Source organism: Streptomyces sp. NPDC053750, assembly GCF_044544295.1.
Lineage (GTDB): Bacteria > Actinomycetota > Actinomycetes > Streptomycetales > Streptomycetaceae > Streptomyces.
Genome location: NZ_JBITXB010000007.1, coordinates 265,774 through 285,433, shown reverse-complemented (window position 1 = coordinate 285,433; position 19,660 = coordinate 265,774). Strand labels below are relative to the sequence as shown.

General features: G+C 70.6%; 14 protein-coding genes. 5 read left to right on the top strand and 9 right to left on the bottom strand.

Features of this window, described 5'->3' with window-relative positions:
* Positions 1-9: 9 nt before the first annotated feature.
* On the bottom strand, positions 10-405 hold the full coding sequence (locus tag ACIGO6_RS21955) for a VOC family protein (RefSeq protein ID WP_399878661.1): 396 nt from the start codon (positions 403-405) through the stop codon (positions 10-12).
* Between the two features lie 128 nt (positions 406-533).
* Here ACIGO6_RS21955 and ACIGO6_RS21950 point away from each other — a divergent pair, with 128 nt between their 5' ends.
* The gene (locus ACIGO6_RS21950) at positions 534-1,481 is read left to right on the top strand and encodes a LysR family transcriptional regulator (protein WP_399878659.1); all 948 of its coding nucleotides are present in this window, start codon (positions 534-536) and stop codon (positions 1,479-1,481) included.
* Positions 1,482-1,598: 117 nt separating this feature from the next.
* On the top strand, positions 1,599-2,969 hold the full coding sequence (locus ACIGO6_RS21945; RefSeq protein WP_399878657.1) for an alpha-lytic protease prodomain-containing protein: 1,371 nt from the start codon (positions 1,599-1,601) through the stop codon (positions 2,967-2,969).
* A gap of 112 nt (positions 2,970-3,081) precedes the next feature.
* On the opposite strand, the gene ACIGO6_RS21940 is transcribed toward ACIGO6_RS21945, so the two are convergent.
* Together ACIGO6_RS21940 and ACIGO6_RS21935 are read right to left on the bottom strand one after the other, a co-directional pair.
* Positions 3,082-3,735 (bottom strand): response regulator, encoded by a 654-nt coding sequence (locus tag ACIGO6_RS21940; RefSeq protein ID WP_399878655.1) that lies wholly within the window; start codon positions 3,733-3,735, stop codon positions 3,082-3,084.
* The gene (locus ACIGO6_RS21935; RefSeq protein ID WP_399878653.1) at positions 3,714-5,009 is read right to left on the bottom strand and encodes a sensor histidine kinase; all 1,296 of its coding nucleotides are present in this window, start codon (positions 5,007-5,009) and stop codon (positions 3,714-3,716) included. The genes ACIGO6_RS21940 and ACIGO6_RS21935 overlap by 22 nt, the downstream gene beginning before the upstream one ends.
* 164 nt (positions 5,010-5,173) lie before the next feature.
* Between ACIGO6_RS21935 and ACIGO6_RS21930 the strand changes: the two genes are divergently transcribed.
* Both ACIGO6_RS21930 and ACIGO6_RS21925 read left to right on the top strand, forming a co-directional pair.
* A complete protein-coding gene (locus tag ACIGO6_RS21930) occupies positions 5,174-5,914 on the top strand; it encodes an ABC transporter ATP-binding protein (protein ID WP_399878651.1) in 741 nt (246 codons plus the stop codon).
* Entirely contained in the window at positions 5,908-8,370 is a 2,463-nt protein-coding gene (locus ACIGO6_RS21925) for an ABC transporter permease (RefSeq protein WP_399878649.1), read from the top strand. Before ACIGO6_RS21930 ends, ACIGO6_RS21925 begins: the two co-directional genes overlap by 7 nt.
* Before the next feature lie 99 nt (positions 8,371-8,469).
* Here ACIGO6_RS21925 and tuf read toward each other — a convergent pair whose 3' ends face one another.
* The 5 genes from tuf to ACIGO6_RS21900 all read right to left on the bottom strand — a co-directional run bounded on the left by tuf (position 8,470) and on the right by ACIGO6_RS21900 (position 14,234).
* Positions 8,470-9,663 (bottom strand): elongation factor Tu, encoded by a 1,194-nt coding sequence (gene tuf, locus ACIGO6_RS21920; RefSeq protein WP_161166423.1) that lies wholly within the window; start codon positions 9,661-9,663, stop codon positions 8,470-8,472.
* A gap of 168 nt (positions 9,664-9,831) precedes the next feature.
* Positions 9,832-11,958 (bottom strand): elongation factor G, encoded by a 2,127-nt coding sequence (fusA, locus tag ACIGO6_RS21915; protein ID WP_399878647.1) that lies wholly within the window; start codon positions 11,956-11,958, stop codon positions 9,832-9,834.
* A gap of 39 nt (positions 11,959-11,997) precedes the next feature.
* A complete protein-coding gene (gene rpsG, locus ACIGO6_RS21910) occupies positions 11,998-12,468 on the bottom strand; it encodes a 30S ribosomal protein S7 (protein WP_003974303.1) in 471 nt (156 codons plus the stop codon).
* A gap of 2 nt (positions 12,469-12,470) precedes the next feature.
* On the bottom strand, positions 12,471-12,842 hold the full coding sequence (gene rpsL / locus ACIGO6_RS21905; RefSeq protein ID WP_003948652.1) for a 30S ribosomal protein S12: 372 nt from the start codon (positions 12,840-12,842) through the stop codon (positions 12,471-12,473).
* Between the two features lie 321 nt (positions 12,843-13,163).
* Positions 13,164-14,234, bottom strand: a complete 1,071-nt coding sequence (locus ACIGO6_RS21900) for a glycosyltransferase family 2 protein (RefSeq protein ID WP_399878646.1) — start codon at positions 14,232-14,234, stop codon at positions 13,164-13,166.
* Positions 14,235-14,343: 109 nt separating this feature from the next.
* Between ACIGO6_RS21900 and ACIGO6_RS21895 the strand changes: the two genes are divergently transcribed.
* On the top strand, positions 14,344-15,636 hold the full coding sequence (locus tag ACIGO6_RS21895; protein ID WP_399878953.1) for a hypothetical protein: 1,293 nt from the start codon (positions 14,344-14,346) through the stop codon (positions 15,634-15,636).
* A gap of 75 nt (positions 15,637-15,711) precedes the next feature.
* Here ACIGO6_RS21895 and ACIGO6_RS21890 read toward each other — a convergent pair whose 3' ends face one another.
* Positions 15,712-19,611: a DNA-directed RNA polymerase subunit beta' gene (locus ACIGO6_RS21890; RefSeq protein ID WP_399878644.1), complete on the bottom strand. Its 3,900-nt coding sequence runs from the start codon at positions 19,609-19,611 to the stop codon at positions 15,712-15,714.
* Between the last annotated feature and the right edge of the window lie 49 nt (positions 19,612-19,660).

Below are 19,660 nucleotides of genomic sequence, written 5' to 3'. Positions count from 1 at the left end.
GACCTCCCGTCACGCCACCGTCGACACGCAGAACGGATGTCCCGCCGGATCCAGCAGGACCCGCCACCGGTCCGGCTCCGGCTGGAAGTCGGGTTTGGTCGCGCCCAGGGCGAGCAGGCGGGCCTCGGCCGTGTCCAGGTCGTCGACGCCCAGGTCGATGTGGGCCTGCTTCTCCTGGGAGGGGTCCGGCCAGGTGGGGCGGCGGTAGTCGGCGAGGCGGTTGAAGCCGAGGCCGGCCGCGCCGTCCGGGCCGCCGCCGAGCAGGACGAAGTCGTCGGTGGAGAAGGCGACGGGCAGGCCGAGGGCCTCACCGTAGAAGCGGGCCAGTTCGGCGGGGTCGGGGCAGTCGAAGGTGACGGCGGAGTAGCGGAACGAGGGTGCCTGGGTGTCCTCTGGCGTGGTCATGAGGGAGACGTTAGGAGGACAGTAGGACAGGTTCGGTCCTACTCGGTCCTGCTCGTGCCAAACGGTTCACCGTCACAGGTCCGGACCAACCTCTTGCCCCCGCCTCTCCCCCGTCGCAAGCTCCCCTCATGGAGCTGGAGTTGCGGCATCTCAAGACGGTCCGGGCCATCGCCGACGCCGGCAGCCTCACCCGGGCGGCGACGGCACTCGGTCTCGCACAGCCCGCGTTGAGCGCACAGCTCAAGCGGATCGAACGCGCCCTGGGCGGGGCGCTGTTCGAGCGGGGGAGACACGGGGTGCGGGCGACCGCGCTGGGGGAACTGGTGCTGGAGCGGAGCCGGATCGTGCTGCCCGCGGTGACCGAGTTGCAGCAGGAGGCGGCGCGGTTCGCGCGGGCGCCCCGTACGGCACGGCACCTGCGGCTGGGCGGGACGCACGGGCCTTTACTGGGCGCCCTGGTGCACCGGCTGGCGGACGTGGCGCCGGATGCCCGGATGACGACCTGTACGTCGTGGTCGGAGCGGGAACTCGCCGAGCAACTGGCCGAAGGGCGGCTGGACTTCGCGCTCGCCGGGACCTGCGGCTCCGCGTCCCCGCCCGGTGCCGCGGGGCTGGTGTGGCGGGAGGTCGCCGTGGACCCGGTCTTCGTCATGGTGCCCGACGGTCACCCGCTCGCCCACCGGCCGGAGGTGGAGCTGACCGAGCTGGCGGGCGAGGAGTGGGCCTGCGTACCCGGTGACGGCTGCTTCGGCGACTGTTTCACCGCGTCCTGCGCCCGCGCCGGGTTCACCCCCCGCCGCATGTACGAGACGGACACCGCGTCCCTGGTACACCTGGTGCAGGTGGGACGAGCGGTGGGCCTGTGCCGGGCGACCTTCCCGACCACGCCCGGCATCGTCACCCGGCCCCTCACCGGCACGCCGCTGGCCTGGCGGCACCTGCTGGGCTGGCACGCGGTGACCCAGCGGCAGGACACCGCCGCGACCGTGCTGGCGCAGGCCCGCATGGCCCACGCGGGCGTGGCGGCGAGCAGCGACAGCTACACGGAGTGGATGGCGGCGCACCGGGTCCCGTGACGGCGGTCGCACGCCGCTTCCATAACGCCGGGGAGAGGGTCGGCCGACGTCTTCCGCGCGCCGGTCGGCCCTCCCTACGGTTTCGGCACCTCCCCACCGAAACCGAGGAGATCCCCCATGCCCCACCGACAGTTCAGACCCGGAGCCAGGGCCGCGGGCGCCGCGCTCGCGGCGACGGCCGCCCTGCTCGTGGCCGGGCTCAGCGGCTCCGCGAGCGCCGGGACGGCCCCCACCGGCTCCGCACCCACCGCGGCCGAGGCCCTCCGCACCGACGCCGCGCCCCCCGCGCTCCTCATCGCCATGCAGCGCGACCTCGGCCTCGACCGGCAGCAGGCCGAGCGCCGCCTCGCCAACGAGGCCGAGGCGGGCGCCACCGCGGGCCGGCTCCGGGCCGCGCTGGGCGGCGACTTCGCGGGCGCGTGGGTGCGGGGCGCCGAGTCCGGCACGCTGACGGTCGCGACGACGGACGCGGCCGACGTCGCGGCGATCGAGGCGCAGGGTGCCGTGGCACAGGTCGTACGGCACTCGCTCGCCGAGCTGGACGCGGCCAAGTTCCGGCTGGACCGGGTCGCCGCCGACCGGGACACCACCGACGCGCCCGTCCGGTACGTCGACGTACGCACGAACACGGTCACCGTGCAGGCCGTACGCCCGTCCGCGGCCCGCGCCCTCCTCGACGCGGCCGGGGTCGACGCCGGGCTCGCCCGGGTCGAGAAGACGGCCCAGAGGCCCCGCCCGCTGTACGACCTGCGCGGCGGCGAGGCGTACTACATCAACAACAGCGGACGCTGCTCGATCGGCTTCCCGGTCACCAAGGGCACCCAGGAGGGCTTCGCCACCGCCGGTCACTGCGGGCGGACCGGTGCGAGCACGACCGGGTACAACCGCGTGGCGCAGGGCACCTTCCAGGGTTCGACCTTCCCGGGCCGGGACATGGCGTGGGTGGCGGTCAACTCCAACTGGAGGGCGACCCCGTACGTCAACGGCGCCGGCGGCCAGAACGTCCAGGTCACCGGGTCCACGCAGGCGCCGGTGGGCGCGTCCGTGTGCCGCTCCGGCTCCACCACCGGCTGGCACTGCGGCACCATCCAGCAGCACAACACCAGCGTGACCTACCCCGAGGGCACCATCAGCGGCGTCACCCGCACCACGGTGTGCGCCGAGCCCGGTGACTCGGGCGGCTCGTACATCTCCGGCAGCCAGGCACAGGGCGTCACCTCGGGCGGCTCGGGCGACTGCCGCAGCGGCGGCGAGACCTTCTTCCAGCCGATCAACCCGCTGCTCCAGAACTACGGCCTCACCCTGAAGACGACCGACGACGGCGGCCCCGAGGAGCCCCCGCCCGGCGGCACCTGGGCGGCCGGAACCGTCTACCAGCCGGGCGACACGGCGACGTACGGCGGCGCCACGTACCGCTGCCTCCAGGGCCACCAGGCCCAGCCGGGCTGGGAACCTCCGAACGTCCCGGCACTGTGGCAGCGGGTGTGAGCCACATCGGCCACTGAGGCGACGGAGGTACGGGGGGCGGGCCCGGGTGCACCTGTGGGGGCACCCGGGCCCGCGCGTGTCCGCAGGACGCAGGACGCAGGACGCAGGAGAATCAGGCCCGCAGATACGCCAGCACCGCCAGCACCCTGCGGTGCGTCTCGGTCGCCGGGGGCAGGTCGAGCTTGGTGAGGATGCTGCCGATGTGCTTGCCCACGGCGGCCTCGGAGACGACGAGTTGGCGTGCGATGGCGCCGTTGGACCTGCCCTCGGCGATCAACGCCAGCACCTCCCGCTCGCGGGGGCTGAGCCGCGCCAGCGGGTCCCGGCGGCGGCGCAGCAACTGGCGTACCACCTCCGGGTCGACGACCGTGCCGCCGGCCGCGACCTCGGCCAGGGCGTCGACGAACTCCTCGACCTGGCCGACGCGGTCCTTCAGCAGGTACCCGACGCCGGTTCCGTCGCCGGAGTCCAGCAACTCGGCGGCGTAGGACCGCTGGACGTACTGGCTGAGGACGAGGACGGGCAGGGCGGGGCGCCGCTCGCGCAGCCGCACCGCCGCGTGCAGGCCCTCGTCCTGGAAGCCGGGCGGCATGCGGACGTCCGTGACGACGATGTCCGGGGCGTGTTCCGTCACGGCCGCGAGGAGCGCCTCCGCGTCGCCGACGGCCGCCACCACCTCGTGGCCGAAGCGGGCCAGCAGGCCGGTCAGCCCGTCGCGCAGCAGCACGCTGTCCTCGGCCAGCACTACGCGAAGCGTTCGGTCCATTCGCAAGGAATCTCCACGCGCAACAGGGTCGGTCCGCCCGGCGGGCTGGACAGGGAGAGTCTGCCATCCAGGACCGACACCCGGTCGGCCAGTCCGGTCAGGCCGCTGCCCGCCCCGGCCTCGGCGCCGCCCCGGCCGTCGTCGCGGACCTCCAGGAACAGCCGTCCGTCGCCGTGCCCGCCGGTCACCTCCGCGCGGTCGGCGCCGCTGTGCCTGGCGACGTTGGCCAGGGCCTCGCAGACCACGAAGTAGGCGGCGGCCTCCACGGCGCGGGGCAGTCGGCCCGGCAGCACCAGGCGGACGTCCACCGGGACGGCGGAGCGGTCGGCGGCGTCATCGACGGCCGCCGCCAGGCCGTGGTCGGTGAGCACCTTCGGGTGGATGCCGTGGATCAGCTCGCGCAGCTCCTCCAGGGCCCTGCCCGCCTCTCCGTGGGCCTTGGCCAGCTGGTCCGCGAGCGGCCCGGGCGGCGCGTCGAGGCGGGCCAGGCCCAGGGTCATCGTCAGGGCGACGAGGCGCTGTTGGGCGCCGTCGTGCAGGTCGCGTTCGATCCGGCGGCGCTCCGCGTCGAAGGCGTCCACCAACCGGACGCGGGAGCGGGCGAGTTCGACGACGCGTGCGTCCAGGTCCGCCTCGCGCGGCGTTCCCAGCAGTACGCGGGTCAGCGCGGCCCGTGCGCCCGCCGTCAGGCCCAGCGCGTAGGCGCCCAGGGCGAGCAGCAGCAACCCGAGCACGGCCGCGCCGAACGCGGTCGGCCAGGTGGTGACCGTCCACAGCTTGACGACCTTCGCCTCCTCGCCGTCGCCGACGGTGGCCATCAGCAGCGGGGTGGCGACGGTGGCGAGCGGCAGCGCCAGCGCGGTGGCGACGACGAGGGCGTCCACCGGCCAGAGCAGGAGGGCGAACAGCAGGGCGAAGCCGAGCTCCCGCCAGGTCGCCCGCTCCCGCAGCCGGGTGGTCAGCCAGGGCCAGGGGCCCGTGGCGGGAGGCTGCCGCCGGTGCCGGACGGGCACGGGGTCGCGGTCGACCAGGCGCAACCTGTGCCGTTCCGACCGCGCCACGGGGATGCCCGCGAGGGCGGTGAGCACCAGGATCGGCAGCCCCACCACGACGACGGCGAGAACGCTGCCGAGGGCCACCGCGACCACGAGGCCCACCAGGGTCACGGCACCGGCCAGCGCGCCGGTCACCAGGTAGGCGACCGCGCGCCAGGGCCACGCCGAGAGCAGGTAGCCGGGGGCGGACAGGGCCCGCCACACGTTTCGGGGGTGCATGCGGATCACCGTAGATCCGCGGTGCGCAGCAGGGCCATCGGCCCAGGGCGAGGACCGGGGGTAGGGCCTGCCATACCCCTGTTCTCGCCCCTGCCGCACTGCGCCGGAGACGCCCCGGACGGTTTCGTGAAGGCACCGAGCAGCCGACCGAAGAGTGGGGACAGATGAGCAACGACGACGCGATCCAACTGCGCTCCGTCAGCAGGCGCTACGGAACGGGCGACAGCACCGTGACGGCTCTCGACGAGGTCTCCCTGACCTTCCCCCGGGGCACGTTCACCGCCGTGATGGGCCCCTCCGGCTCGGGCAAGTCGACCCTGCTGCAGTGCGCCGCCGGCCTGGACCGGCCCACGTCGGGGTCGGTCCGTGTCGGCGGCACCGATCTGACCGCGCTGAGCGAACGGAGGCTGACCCTGCTGCGCCGCGAGCGCATCGGGTTCGTGTTCCAGGCCTTCAACCTGCTGCCGTCCCTGACCGCGGCGCAGAACGTGGCGCTCCCCCTGCGCCTGGCCGGCCGCCGCCCCTCCCGCGCCCGGGTACGCGAGGTGCTCGCCCGGGTCGGCCTCGGCGACCGGGCCCGGCACCGGCCCACGGAGCTGTCCGGCGGCCAGCAGCAGCGCGTCGCCCTGGCCCGCGCGCTGATCACCCGCCCCGAGGTGCTGTTCGGCGACGAGCCGACCGGCGCGCTGGACTCGCGGACCGGGCGCGAGGTGCTGACGCTGCTGCGCGGCATGGTCGACGGCGAGGGCCAGACGGTCGTCATGGTGACGCACGACCCGGTGGCCGCGGCCCACGCGGACCATGTGATCTTCCTGGTCGACGGCCGCGTGGAGGGCCGGCTCACCGGCGCGGACGCCGACACCATCGCCACCCGCATGACCCACCTGGAGACCGTCCCGTGCTGAGTACCGCCCTGCGCACCCTGCGCATCCGCTGGGTCACCTTCACCGGCAGCTTCGTCGCGCTGTCCCTGGGGGTCGCCCTGCTCGCCGTGACGGGGCTGGCCCTGGCCTCCTCGACGGACGCGCCGGACCGCGCGCCGGAGCGCTTCGCCGCCGCGCCGGTGGTGGTCCGGGGGCAGGACACCCTGCGCGTGCCGACGCCGATCGGCGACCGTACGGAGCGGCTCGCGCAGCCGCGTGCCGTGCCCGCCCCGACGGTGGCGAAGCTGGCGCGGCTCGGCACGGTCGTCGAGGACCGGTCCTTCCCCGTACGGGCCGACGACGGGCCCGGCGGCCTGGTGGGCCACCCCTGGTCGACCGCCGCGTTCGCCCCGTACGCCCTCGACGCGGGCCGTGCGCCGCGCGCGGCCGACGAGGTCGTCGTCACCGGCGGCTGGGCCGCGCCGGGCGAGCGCCTCAGGACGGACCGCGGCACCCTCCGGGTCGTGGGCACCGTGCCCGACCGCGGTTTCGAGGACGCCGTCTTCTTCACCGACGCGCGGGCCGTCCGGCTCGCCCCGCACAGCGTGCAGTTGGTGGTCGACGCGGAGGTCTCCGCCGTACGGGAGGCGGTGCGGAGCAGCACGGGCGTCCAGGTCCTCGCCGGGGACGACCGACGGTACGCCGACGCCGATCCCGACCGGGACAGCGAGGCGCTGACCGCGATGAACGCCCTGTTCGGCACGGCCGGTGGTGTCACCGCGTTCGTCTCGGTGTTCGTGGTGGCGTCCACGTTCGCCTTCGCGGTGGCCCAGCGGCGCCGGGAGTTCGGGCTGCTGCGCACGGCCGGGGCGACGCCGGGGCAGATCCGCCGGGCGGTGTTCGCCGAGGCGCTCGGCGTGGGGGTGCTCGCCTCCGCGGCCGGCTGCGTGCTGGGTGCGTACGGGGCGCCGCGGCTGGCGGAGTGGGTGGTCGACGAGGGCCTGGCACCGGTCTGGTTCACCATCGGCGACCACACCTGGCCCTACCACACGGCCTTCTGGACCGGGCTCCTCGTCGCCCTGGGCGGAGCGGTCGCGGCGTCCTGGCGGGCCGGCCGGACCGCGCCCACCGAGGCGCTGCGGGAGGCCTCGGTGGACGCCGGGGCGATGACCCGGGGCCGGTGGCTGGGCGGTCTCGGGCTGCTGCTGACCGCCCTGGTGACGTTCTGCCTCGCCCTGCTCGACGACCCCGGCGACCTGCTGCACCGCAAGACCTATGTGAGCCGCCCGATGCTGCTGATCACCGCCGCGGCGCTGCTGGCACCGGTCGTGGTGCGTCCGCTGACCCGCCTGCTGGCCTGGCTGCCGGCCCGCCTGCCGGGCGCCGCGGGCATGCTGGTGCGCGAGAACGCGGCGGCCGGCGTGCGCCGCACCGCGGCCGTCGCGGCCCCCGTACTGGTCACCGTCGCCCTCGCCGGCTCCCTGCTCGGCGCCACCGCGACGCTGAACGCGGCGAAGGCCACGGAGACGCGCGAGCGGACCACCGCCGCCTTCGTGGTCACCTCACCCGACGGCGGCACGGGCTTCGATGCGCGGACCGTGGCGCGGCTGCGTGCGGTGTCCGGGGCCGAGGTCGCGCCGACCGCGACGAGCGCGGTGTACGTCCTGGAGGAGGGCGTGGCACTGATCAGGTCCGACGCACGCGCCGTCACCGACCCCGCGGCCCTCGCCGCCACCACCCGGCTGCCGCTCGCCGCGGGGAACGTGTCCGCCCTCGACGACGACTCGATCATCGTCAACGAGGAGTGGGAGCGGCACTCCGTGGGGCAGAGCGTGCGCGTGTGGCTCGGGGACGGCACGGAGCGGACGCTGCGCATCGCCGCGGTGATGCGCACCGGCACCGGCGGCAACGGCGTCTACGTCACCGCGGCCAACGCCCCCGGCGCCCCCGTCGACCGGGTGGACGTCACCCTCGCCGACGGCGCCGACAGCGGGGCCGTGGCCGCCGGGCTGCGCGAGGCGGTGCGGCCGGCCGGCGGGCAGGTGCTCACCAGGGACGAGTGGGTCGCGGCCACCCACCCGGAGACCAACCGCCCGACCCGCCTCGGCCTCCTCCTGATCCTCGGCATCGCCCTGCTCTACACCGGCATCTCCCTGGTCAACACGATGGTGATGGCCACCTCCGACCGAACCCGCGACCTGGCGGCGCTGCGCCTGGCCGGGGCGACCAACGGTCAGGTACTGCGCCTGGTGGGCGCCGAATCCCTGACGGTCGTCGCGGTCGGCGCGGTCCTGGGACTGGCCGTGGCCGGGCTCAACCTGGCCGGGATGTGGGCGGCGCTGGGCCTGCTGTCGGTGCGCACCACGCTGGAACTGCCGTGGGCGACGATCGCCGCGGCCGTCTCCGCCTGCGCGGTGCTCGCAGTGGTCGCGTCGGTCGCCCCCGCCGCCCTGGCCCTGCGACGCCGGCCGGTGGAGCTCGCGGGCACCCGGGAGTGAACACCCGGAAAAGGCGAAAGGGCCCGTACGACCGAAGTCGTACGGGCCCTTTCAGGCATCAGCCCATGTCAGGTCGACGGACCGACAAGCAAGCGGAGCTTACTTGTTGATCTTGGTGACCTGGCCGGCGCCCACGGTCCGGCCACCCTCACGGATGGCGAACTTCAGGCCCTCTTCCATGGCGACGGGCTGGATGAGCTCCACCTTCATCTCGGTGTTGTCACCCGGCATGACCATCTCGGTGCCCTCGGGGAGGGTCACGACGCCGGTCACGTCCGTCGTACGGAAGTAGAACTGCGGACGGTAGTTGTTGAAGAAGGGGGTGTGACGGCCACCCTCGTCCTTCGACAGGATGTAGGCCTGGGCCTCGAACTCGGTGTGCGGGGTGACCGAACCGGGCTTGATGATGACCTGGCCGCGCTCGACGTCCTCGCGCTTGATGCCACGGAGGAGCAGACCGACGTTCTCACCGGCCTGGCCCTCGTCGAGGAGCTTGCGGAACATCTCGATGCCGGTGACCGTGGTGGTGGTCTTCTCGGTCTTGATGCCGATGATGTCGACGGTCTCGTTGACCTTGAGGACACCACGCTCGATGCGGCCGGTGACGACCGTACCGCGACCGGTGATGGTGAAGACGTCCTCGATCGGCATCAGGAACGGCTTGTCGACGTCGCGCTCGGGCTCCGGGATGGCCTCGTCCACGGCCTTCATGAGCTCGAGGACCGAGTTGCCCCACTCCTTGTCGCCCTCGAGGGCCTTCAGAGCGGAGACCTTGACGACGGGAACGTCGTCGCCCGGGAACTCGTACTCGGAGAGGAGCTCACGCACCTCGAGCTCGACGAGCTCCAGGATCTCCTCGTCGTCCACCATGTCGGCCTTGTTCAGGGCGACGACGATGTACGGAACGCCGACCTGGCGGGCCAGGAGCACGTGCTCCTTGGTCTGCGGCATCGGGCCGTCGGTGGCGGCGACCACGAGGATGGCGCCGTCCATCTGCGCCGCACCCGTGATCATGTTCTTGATGTAGTCCGCGTGACCGGGGCAGTCGACGTGGGCGTAGTGACGCGTCTCCGTCTGGTACTCGACGTGCGCGATGGAGATGGTGATACCGCGCTGGCGCTCTTCGGGAGCCTTGTCGATCTGGTCGAAGGCCGAGGCCTCGTTCAGGTCCGGGTACGCGTCGTGCAGCACCTTGGTAATGGCGGCCGTGAGGGTCGTCTTACCGTGGTCGATGTGACCGATGGTGCCGATGTTGACGTGCGGCTTAGTCCGCTCGAACTTCGCCTTCGCCACTGGGGTCCTCCTGTGGAGTGGTTCTGTACGCCTTACTCATCGGCGCCAGGTGATCTTTGCTGGGAAACCCGGGCCCGGGGCATTCCGCCGGGTTGGCGGCGGAATGCCCCTTGCAGGCTCCGGGGTCAAGCCTAAAGCGTGTTCACGGGGTCCGTTAAACGGAGTCCGTTACTCGCCCTTGGCCTTCGCGATGATCTCCTCGGCGACGTTCCGGGGAACCTCGGCGTAGGAGTCGAACTGCATCGAGTAGCTTGCGCGACCCGACGTCTTGCTACGGAGGTCTCCGACGTAGCCGAACATCTCCGACAGGGGCACGAGGCCCTTCACGACGCGGGCACCCGCCCGCTCCTCCATGGCCTGGATCTGGCCACGGCGGGAGTTGATGTCGCCGATGACCTCACCCATGTAGTCCTCGGGCGTGGTGACCTCGACGGCCATCATCGGCTCGAGGAGCACGGGCGAAGCCTTGCGCGCGGCCTCCTTGAAGGCCTGCGAACCGGCGATCTTGAAGGCGAGCTCGGAGGAGTCGACCTCGTGGTAGCCACCGTCGATGAGCGTGACGCGGACGCCCGTCATCTCGTAGCCGGCCAGGATGCCGAACTGCATGGCCTCCTGCGCACCGGCGTCGACCGAAGGGATGTACTCCTTCGGGATGCGGCCACCGGTGACCTTGTTCACGAACTCGTACGAGGCGTCGCCGCCCTCGATCGGCTCGATCGCGATCTGCACCTTGGCGAACTGACCGGTACCACCGGTCTGCTTCTTGTGGGTGTAGTCCACGCGCTCGACGGCCTTGCGAATCGTCTCACGGTAGGCGACCTGCGGCTTGCCGACGTTGGCCTCGACCTTGAACTCGCGCTTCATCCGGTCGACCAGCACCTCGAGGTGAAGCTCGCCCATACCGCCGATGACGGTCTGGCCGGTCTCCTCGTTGGTGTGCACCTGGAAGGAGGGGTCCTCCTCCGCGAGACGCTGGATGGCGACACCCAGCTTCTCCTGGTCGCCCTTGGACTTGGGCTCGATCGCGACCTCGATGACCGGCGCCGGGAAGTCCATGGACTCCAGGATCACCGGGTTCTTGTCGTCGGCCAGCGTCTCACCGGTGGTGGTCTGCTTCAGGCCCATGACGGCGACAATGTCGCCGGCGCCCACCGACTCGATCTCCTCACGCTTGTTGGCGTGCATGCGGTAGATCTTGCCGATGCGCTCCTTCTTGCCCTTGACGGAGTTCAGCACCGCGGTGCCGGACTCCAGGCGGCCCGAGTAGACCCGGACGAAGGTGAGCTTGCCGAGGTGCGGGTCGCTCATGATCTTGAACGCGAGCGCGGCCAGCGGCTCGTCCTCGGACGGCTTGCGCTTGACGACGACCTCGGGGTCCTTGACGTCGTGGCCCTCGATGGCCTCGACGTCGAGCGGGGTCGGCAGGTAGCGCACGACCGCGTCGAGCAGGGGCTGGACGCCCTTGTTCTTGAACGCGGTGCCGCAGAACACCGGGGTGACCGTGGTGTCGTCGGACTTGCCGGACGCGATGGTGATGCGACGGATCGCGGCGTACAGCTGCTCCTCGGTGGGCTCCTGGCCCTCCAGGAACAGCTCCATGATCTCTTCGTCGTTCTCCGCGACGGCCTCGACCAGCTTGCCGCGCCACTCCTCGGCGGCCTCGGTGTGCGTGGCCGGGATGTCGACGGTGTCGTACATCTCGCCCTTGGCCGCGTCGGCGGACCACACGAGCGCCTTCATGCGGACCAGGTCCACGACGCCCTTGAAGTCGGCCTCGGCGCCGATCGGGAGCTGCATGACGAGCGGCTGGGCGCCCAGGCGGTCCGAGATCATCTCCACGCAGCGGTGGAACTCGGCGCCGGTACGGTCCAGCTTGTTGACGAAGCAGATACGCGGCACGCCGTAACGGTCGGCCTGACGCCACACCGTCTCGGACTGCGGCTCGACACCGGCGACACCGTCGAACACGGTCACGGCACCGTCGAGCACACGCAGGGAACGCTCCACCTCGACGGTGAAGTCGACGTGCCCCGGGGTGTCGATGATGTTGATCGTGTAGTCGTTGTCCTCGAGCGGCCAGTGACAGGTGGTCGCAGCAGACGTGATCGTGATGCCACGCTCCTGCTCCTGCTCCATCCAGTCCATGGTCGCGGCGCCGTCGTGGACCTCACCGATCTTGTACGACACACCGGTGTAGAACAGGATCCGCTCGGTGGTGGTCGTCTTGCCCGCGTCGATGTGGGCCATGATCCCGATGTTGCGGACCTTGGCCAGGTCAAGTGAAGTGGTAGCCATAAGGCTTCAGTCTTCTCTCGGTCTCGATGTGGGTAGCGACTACCAGCGGTAGTGCGCGAAGGCCTTGTTGGACTCGGCCATCTTGTGCGTGTCCTCGCGCTTCTTCACAGCGGCACCCAGGCCGTTGGAGGCGTCGAGGAGCTCGTTGAGCAGACGCTCGGTCATGGTCTTCTCGCGACGGGCGCGGGAGTAACCGACGAGCCAGCGCAGCGCGAGCGTGTTGGCGCGACCGGGCTTGACCTCGATCGGAACCTGGTACGTCGCACCACCGACACGGCGGGACTTGACCTCGAGGGTCGGCTTGATGTTCTCCAGAGCGCGCTTCAGCGTGATGACCGGGTCGTTGCCGGTCTTCTCGCGCAGGCCCTCCATGGCGCCGTAGACGATGCGCTCGGCGGTGGAGCGCTTGCCGTTCAGCAGCACCTTGTTGATCAGGGAGGTCACCAGAGGAGAACCGTAGACCGGGTCGATGATGACCGGGCGCTTCGGGGCGGGGCCCTTACGAGGCATTCTTACTTCTCCTTCTTGGCGCCGTAGCGGCTGCGGGCCTGCTTGCGGTTCTTGACACCCTGGGTGTCGAGCGAACCGCGGATGATCTTGTAGCGAACACCAGGCAGGTCCTTCACACGGCCGCCGCGCACGAGCACGATGGAGTGCTCCTGCAGGTTGTGCCCCTCACCCGGAATGTAAGCGGTGACCTCGATCCCGCTGGTCAGACGCACACGCGCGACCTTACGCAGGGCCGAGTTCGGCTTCTTCGGGGTGGTCGTGAACACACGCGTGCAGACGCCACGACGCTGAGGGGAACCCTCGAGTGCGGGCGTCTTGTTCTTCTCGACCTTGTCCTGCCGGCCCTTGCGGACCAGCTGCTGGATCGTAGGCACTACTTCTCCGGTTTCTGTGTGCCGAATGGTGAAGCTAACCTGGAACATCTCCGACCCACGCGGTCGGGTGTGTCGAATACCGCGGCCCCACCGCCAGGCGGAGGGAAGCGCGGATTGCGGTGGCCGGTCACGACCCCCAGTGCGGTTGAAGGCACGCACGAAGGCCAGGGCACACCCCAGGCACAAGGTCTGAGCGTACCTATCGCATTCGCTGCGGTCAAAACAAATGGGCGGGACCGGCAGCGGCGCCCGGCCCGCACCGGTTTCACCCGGTCTGCGCCGGGCACCCGGCACGGCGGTCGCGAGCCCCGGCGCCGGCACTCAACGCACCGACACGCGCGGCCCCTTCACGCCGGCGGACACGTCGGCGCCCTCGGCACGCGTCGCCGCCGCCGGGTCGCGCACCGTGTCGTGCGCAGCATCCTGTGCCGCGTCCTGCGCCGTGTCGTGGCGGACGAAGTACGTCGGCCGGTTCTGCACGGCCGTGTAGATGCGCCCGACGTACTCGCCGAGCAGACCGACGCAGATCAGCTGGACGGCGCCGATGAACACGATCCCCGTGAAGAGCGACGTCCAGCCCGGCACCGTACGCCCCAGCGCGAAGGCGGTGAGCGTGTAGACCAGCAGCCCCAGACAGACCACGAAGGCACCGGCGCCCAGCCAGGTGGCCAGCCGCAGCGGGGCCGCGGAGAAGCCGGTGACGCTGTCGACCGCGAGGCGGATCATCCGGCCCAGCGGGTACTTGGTACGCCCCGCGGTGCGCGGAGCGCGCTCGTAGGTCACCTGCCCGCTGGGGAAGCCCAGCCAGGGCACGAGGAGCCGGTAGACCCGCTGCTGGTCCGGCAGTGCCTTCAGGGCGTCCACCGCGGCCCGGCTGAGGAGCCGGAAGTCGCCCGCCTGCGCGGTGACCGAGGGACCCGCCAGACGCCGCATGAGCCGGTAGTAGACACCGGCCGTCCACCGCTTGAACCCGGTGTCGCTGCTGCGGTCGGCGCGGACGCCGTACACGATGTCGAGGCCCTGGCCGCGGGCCAGCGCCAGCATGTCGGGGATCTTCTCCGGCGGGTCCTGGAGGTCGGCGTCCAGGCTCACCACGTAGGCGCCCTCCGCGCGGTCCAGTCCGGCGGTGAGGGCCGCCTGGTGGCCGGAGTTGCGCCGCAGCGACACCACGCGCAGTTCCGGCCAGCCCAGCCGGAAGGCGGCGAGCAGCTCCGCCGTGCGGTCACCGCTGCCGTCGTCCACCGCGACGACCTCGTGGGGGACGCCCAGCTCGGTCAGGACCGGGCGGAGCCTGCTGACCAGCGCGGGCAGGACCTCTTCCTCGTTGTACATCGGAATGACGACCGACAGCAGGATCGTTTCTCGCTGCTCCTCGTCCCGTTTCTCGGGCACCGTGCCTCCCCTCCCCCCTGACAGCCTGACATTGAGCACAGCTGTGCGACTCTTGTGCGATCTTATGGCAGCAACGCACGGTTGAGGATGGACTGAGGGGATGACAGCCATGGACACGGCTGCCGACGACATGGTGACCGACACGTCGGCCGGCGCAGGGAAACGGCTGTCGGACGGGGGCCGGGAACGCTCCTGGCGGACCTGGCCCCCGTCCCTGCCCCCCGGCGCCCGGCCCTACCTGGCCCCGCTCGCCCTGTACGGCGTCACCAAGCTCGTCGGCCTCGCGGTCTTCGCCTCCCTGCTGGAGTACGCCGGGGACTACAAGGGCAAGAACCCGCGCTTCGGCGGCGGCGCCCACTGGTGGGACGTCCTGGCCACCTGGGACGGCTGGTGGTACCTCCAGGTCGCCGAGCACGGCTACCACCCCGCGCTGGTGCGGCTCGACTCCGACGGCCTGTTCACGGTCCAGCAGAACTCGGTCGCGTTCTTCCCGCTCTACCCGGCCCTGATCCGCATGGTCTCGGAGTCCACAGGCCTCGGCCTCTACGGCTCCGGAATCCTGGTCTCCGTTCTGTCGTCGTTCGTCGCCGCGGCCGGGATCTACGCCGTGATCCAGCTGATCGCGGGAGCCCGGGCCGGCACGATCGCCGCGGGGCTGTGGGCCGTGGCGCCCGGCGCCGGCGTCGAGTGGGCGGTGTACTCCGAGTCCCTGTTCGTCGCCATCGCCGCCTGGACCTGCTACGCCGTGATGACCAAGCGCTGGGTGACGGCGGGCCTCCTCGCCTTCACCGCGGGCCTGAACCGCCCCACGTCCGCCGTGCTCATCGGCGCCGTGGGGCTGGCCGCGCTGGTGACCCTCGCGCGCCCCGCGAGCCGACGCGAACACGGCGTACGCGGCCCGGTCTACGCCATGGTCGTCGCTCCCCTGGGCCTGCTGGGCTACATCGCCTGGGTCGGCTACAGCACCGGCGAGGCGACCGCGTACTTCACGCTCCAGCGCGAGGGCTGGGCGCACTTCTTCGACTACGGCGCCTACACCCTGGACGTGCTGCGCAACCTCGCGGTGGGCCGCGGCGACTACCCCTTCGCCTTCTCCACCCCGGACCTGCTCTCCGTGCAGCTGGTCCTGGCACTGCCCTTCCTGATCGCCCTGATGCTGCGCAAGAAGCCCCCGCTGGTCCTCGTCGCCTACACCCTGGCGACGATCATCACCGTCCTCGGCACCCAGCAGATGTTCGGCAACACGATGCGCTACCTGCTGCCCGCCTTCCCCCTGCTCCTCGCCCCGGCCGTCGCCCTGAGCCGCCTGAAGCGCCCGAGCCTGGTGGTCTTCTTCACCACGGCCGCGCTCGCCTCCGGCTGGTACGCGCACTACGTCATCTTCGAACTGGGCGTGCCGTAAAAGACCCCGCCCCGAACACGCCGAAGGGCGGCCACCCCGTGGGGTGACCGCCCTTCAGTGCGTCAAGCTGCCCGCTTACTGGTTGTACGGACCGTAGTCGTAGTCCTCCAGCGGAACGGCCTGGCCGGAGCCCGTGCCGAACGGCGAGTAGTCGATGTCGTCGTAGCCGACGGCCGAGTACATCGCGGCCTTGGCCTCCTCGGTCGGCTCGACCCGGATGTTGCGGTAGCGGGACAGGCCCGTTCCGGCCGGGATGAGCTTACCGATGATGACGTTCTCCTTGAGGCCGATGAGGCTGTCGGACTTGGCGTTGATCGCCGCGTCCGTCAGGACTCGGGTCGTCTCCTGGAAGGAGGCGGCCGACAGCCAGGATTCCGTCGCCAGCGAGGCCTTGGTGATACCCATCAGCTGCGGACGACCGGAGGCCGGGTGACCGCCCTCCTGGACCACACGACGGTTCTCGGTCTCGAACTTCGTGCGCTCGACCAACTCGCCGGGCAGCAGCTCGGCGTCGCCGGACTCGATGATCGTCACGCGGCGCAGCATCTGCCGGATGATGATCTCGATGTGCTTGTCGTGGATCGACACGCCCTGCGAGTTGTAGACCTTCTGGACCTCGCCGACCAGGTGGACCTGGACGGCACGCTGACCCAGGATGCGCAGCACGTCGTGCGGGTTGGTGGCACCCACGGTGAGCTTCTGGCCCACCTCGACGTGGTCGCCCTCGCCGACCAGCAGACGGGCACGCTTCGAGATCGGGAACGCCGTCTCGTCGCTGCCGTCGTCCGGGGTGACGACGATCTTCTTGGTCTTCTCGGTCTCCTCGATCCGGACGCGGCCGGAGGCCTCGGAGATCGGGGCGACACCCTTCGGGGTACGGGCCTCGAAGAGCTCGACGACACGCGGCAGACCCTGGGTGATGTCGTCACCGGCCACACCACCGGTGTGGAAGGTACGCATCGTCAGCTGGGTACCGGGCTCACCGATGGACTGGGCGGCGATGATGCCGACCGCCTCACCGATGTCGACCAGCTTGCCGGTGGCCAGGGAGCGGCCGTAGCACATGGCGCAGGTGCCGACCTGGGACTCGCAGGTCAGGATCGAACGGGTCTTGACCTCCTCGACACCGTGGTGCACCAGCTGGTCGATGAGCACGTCACCGAGGTCGACGTTGGCCGGCGCGATGACCTTGCCGTCGATGACGACGTCCTCGGCGAGCATGCGGGCGTACACGCTGGTCTCGACGTCGTCCGTCTTGCGCAGCACACCGTCGTCGCCACGCTCGGCGATCCGCAGCCGCAGACCGCGCTCGGTGCCGCAGTCCTCCTCGCGAATGATGACGTCCTGGGAGACGTCGACCAGACGACGCGTGAGGTAACCCGAGTCGGCGGTACGCAGAGCGGTGTCCGCCAGACCCTTACGGGCACCGTGCGTGGAGATGAAGTACTCCAGCACGGACAGACCCTCACGGAACGAGGCCTTGATGGGCCGCGGGATCGTCTCGTTCTTCGCGTTCGACACCAGACCACGCATACCGGCGATCTGACGCATCTGCATCATGTTGCCTCGTGCACCCGAGTTCACCATCATGAAGATCGGGTTGGTCTTCGGGAAGTTGTCGTTCATCGCCTCGGCGACCTCGTTGGTCGCCTTGGTCCAGATCGCGATGAGCTCCTGCGTGCGCTCGTCCTTGGTGATCAGACCGCGCTCGTACTGCTTCTGGACCTTCTCGTCCTGCGCCTCGTAGCCCTTGACGATCTCCTTCTTCGCCTCGGGAACGACGACGTCGGAGATGGCCACGGTGACGCCGGAACGGGTCGCCCAGAAGAAGCCGGCCGCCTTCAGGTTGTCGAGCGTCGCCGCCACGATGACCTTCGGGTAGCGCTCGGCGAGGTCGTTGACGATCTCGGAGAGCTGCTTCTTGCCGACCTCGTAGTCGACGAACGGGTAGTCCTCGGGCAGCAGCTCGTTGAAGAGCGCGCGGCCCAGCGTGGTCTTCAGGGTGAAGGTGTCACCCTGCTGCCACTCCGGCTCACCCTCCTCGCGCGCCGGGGGCTCCCAGCCGCGGGGCGGGATGGTGCCCACCGGGAAGCGGATGTCGACCTTCGACTGGAGCGACAGGTCGCCCGCGTCGAACGCCATGATCGCCTCGGCGGCGGAACCGAAGGCACGGCCCTCGCCCTTGAGGTCGCGGCCCTCGCCGTCGGTGGTGAGGAAGAACAGACCGAGGACCATGTCCTGGGTCGGCATCGTCACCGGACGGCCGTCGGCCGGCTTGAGGATGTTGTTCGAGGACAGCATCAGGATGCGGGCCTCGGCCTGCGCCTCCGCGGAGAGCGGCAGGTGCACGGCCATCTGGTCACCGTCGAAGTCCGCGTTGAACGCGGTGCAGACGAGCGGGTGGATCTGGATGGCCTTGCCCTCGACCAGCTGCGGCTCGAAGGCCTGGATGCCGAGGCGGTGCAGCGTGGGCGCACGGTTCAGCAGAACCGGGTGCTCCGCGATGACCTCTTCGAGCACGTCGTACACGACCGTGCGGCCGCGCTCGACCATGCGCTTGGCGCTCTTGATGTTCTGCGCGTGGTTCAGGTCGACCAGGCGCTTCATCACGAACGGCTTGAAGAGCTCCAGCGCCATGGCCTTGGGCAGACCGCACTGGTGCAGCTTCAGCTGCGGGCCGACGACGATGACGGAACGCGCCGAGTAGTCGACTCGCTTACCGAGCAGGTTCTGACGGAAACGACCCTGCTTGCCCTTGAGCATGTCGCTCAGGGACTTCAGCGGGCGGTTGCCGGGACCGGTGACCGGGCGACCACGACGACCGTTGTCGAAGAGGGCGTCCACGGCCTCCTGGAGCATGCGCTTCTCGTTGTTCACGATGATCTCGGGCGCGCCGAGGTCGAGAAGCCGCTTCAGGCGGTTGTTGCGGTTGATCACACGGCGGTACAGGTCGTTCAGGTCGGAGGTCGCGAAGCGGCCACCGTCCAGCTGCACCATCGGGCGAAGGTCCGGCGGGATGACCGGCACGCAGTCCAGCACCATGCCCTTGGGGCTGTTGCTGGTCTGCAGGAACGCGGAGACGACCTTGAGGCGCTTGAGCGCACGGGTCTTCTTCTGGCCCTTGCCGGTGCGGATGATCTCGCGGAGGCGCTCGGCCTCCTCGTCGAGGTCGAAGGACTCCAGGCGCTTCTGCAGGGCAGCGGCACCCATGGAGCCGTCGAAGTAGGTGCCGAAGCGGTCGCGCAGCTCGCGGTAGAGCAGCTCGTCGCCCTCGAGGTCCTGGACCTTGAGGTTCTTGAACCGGTTCCACACCTCGTCGAGGCGGTCGATCTCGCGCTGCGCACGGTCGCGCAGCTGCTTCATCTCGCGCTCGGCACCCTCGCGCACCTTGCGGCGCACGTCGGCCTTGGCGCCCTCGGCCTCGAGCTCGGCCAGGTCGGTCTCGAGCTTCTTGGCGCGGGCCTCGAGGTCGGCGTCGCGACGGTTCTCGATCTGCTGGCGCTCGACGGAGACGTGGGCCTCCAGCGAGGGCAGGTCGCGCGTACGGCGCTCCTCGTCCACGTACGTGATCATGTACGCGGCGAAGTAGATGACCTTCTCGAGGTCCTTCGGGGCGAGGTCGAGCAGGTAGCCCAGCCGCGACGGAACGCCCTTGAAGTACCAGATGTGGGTGACGGGAGCGGCCAGCTCGATGTGGCCCATCCGCTCACGGCGCACCTTGGCGCGCGTGACCTCGACGCCACAGCGCTCACAGATGATGCCCTTGAAGCGGACGCGCTTGTACTTGCCGCAGTAGCACTCCCAGTCCCGGGTCGGACCGAAGATCTTCTCGCAGAAGAGTCCGTCCTTTTCGGGCTTGAGGGTGCGGTAGTTGATGGTCTCGGGCTTCTTGACCTCGCCGTGGCTCCACTGACGGATGTCGTCAGCGGTGGCCAGACCGATCCGGAGCTCGTCGAAGAAGTTGACGTCGAGCACTATGCGTCAATCCCTCTCAGGGTTGTAAGTCTTGGGGTCTGAAACGGGG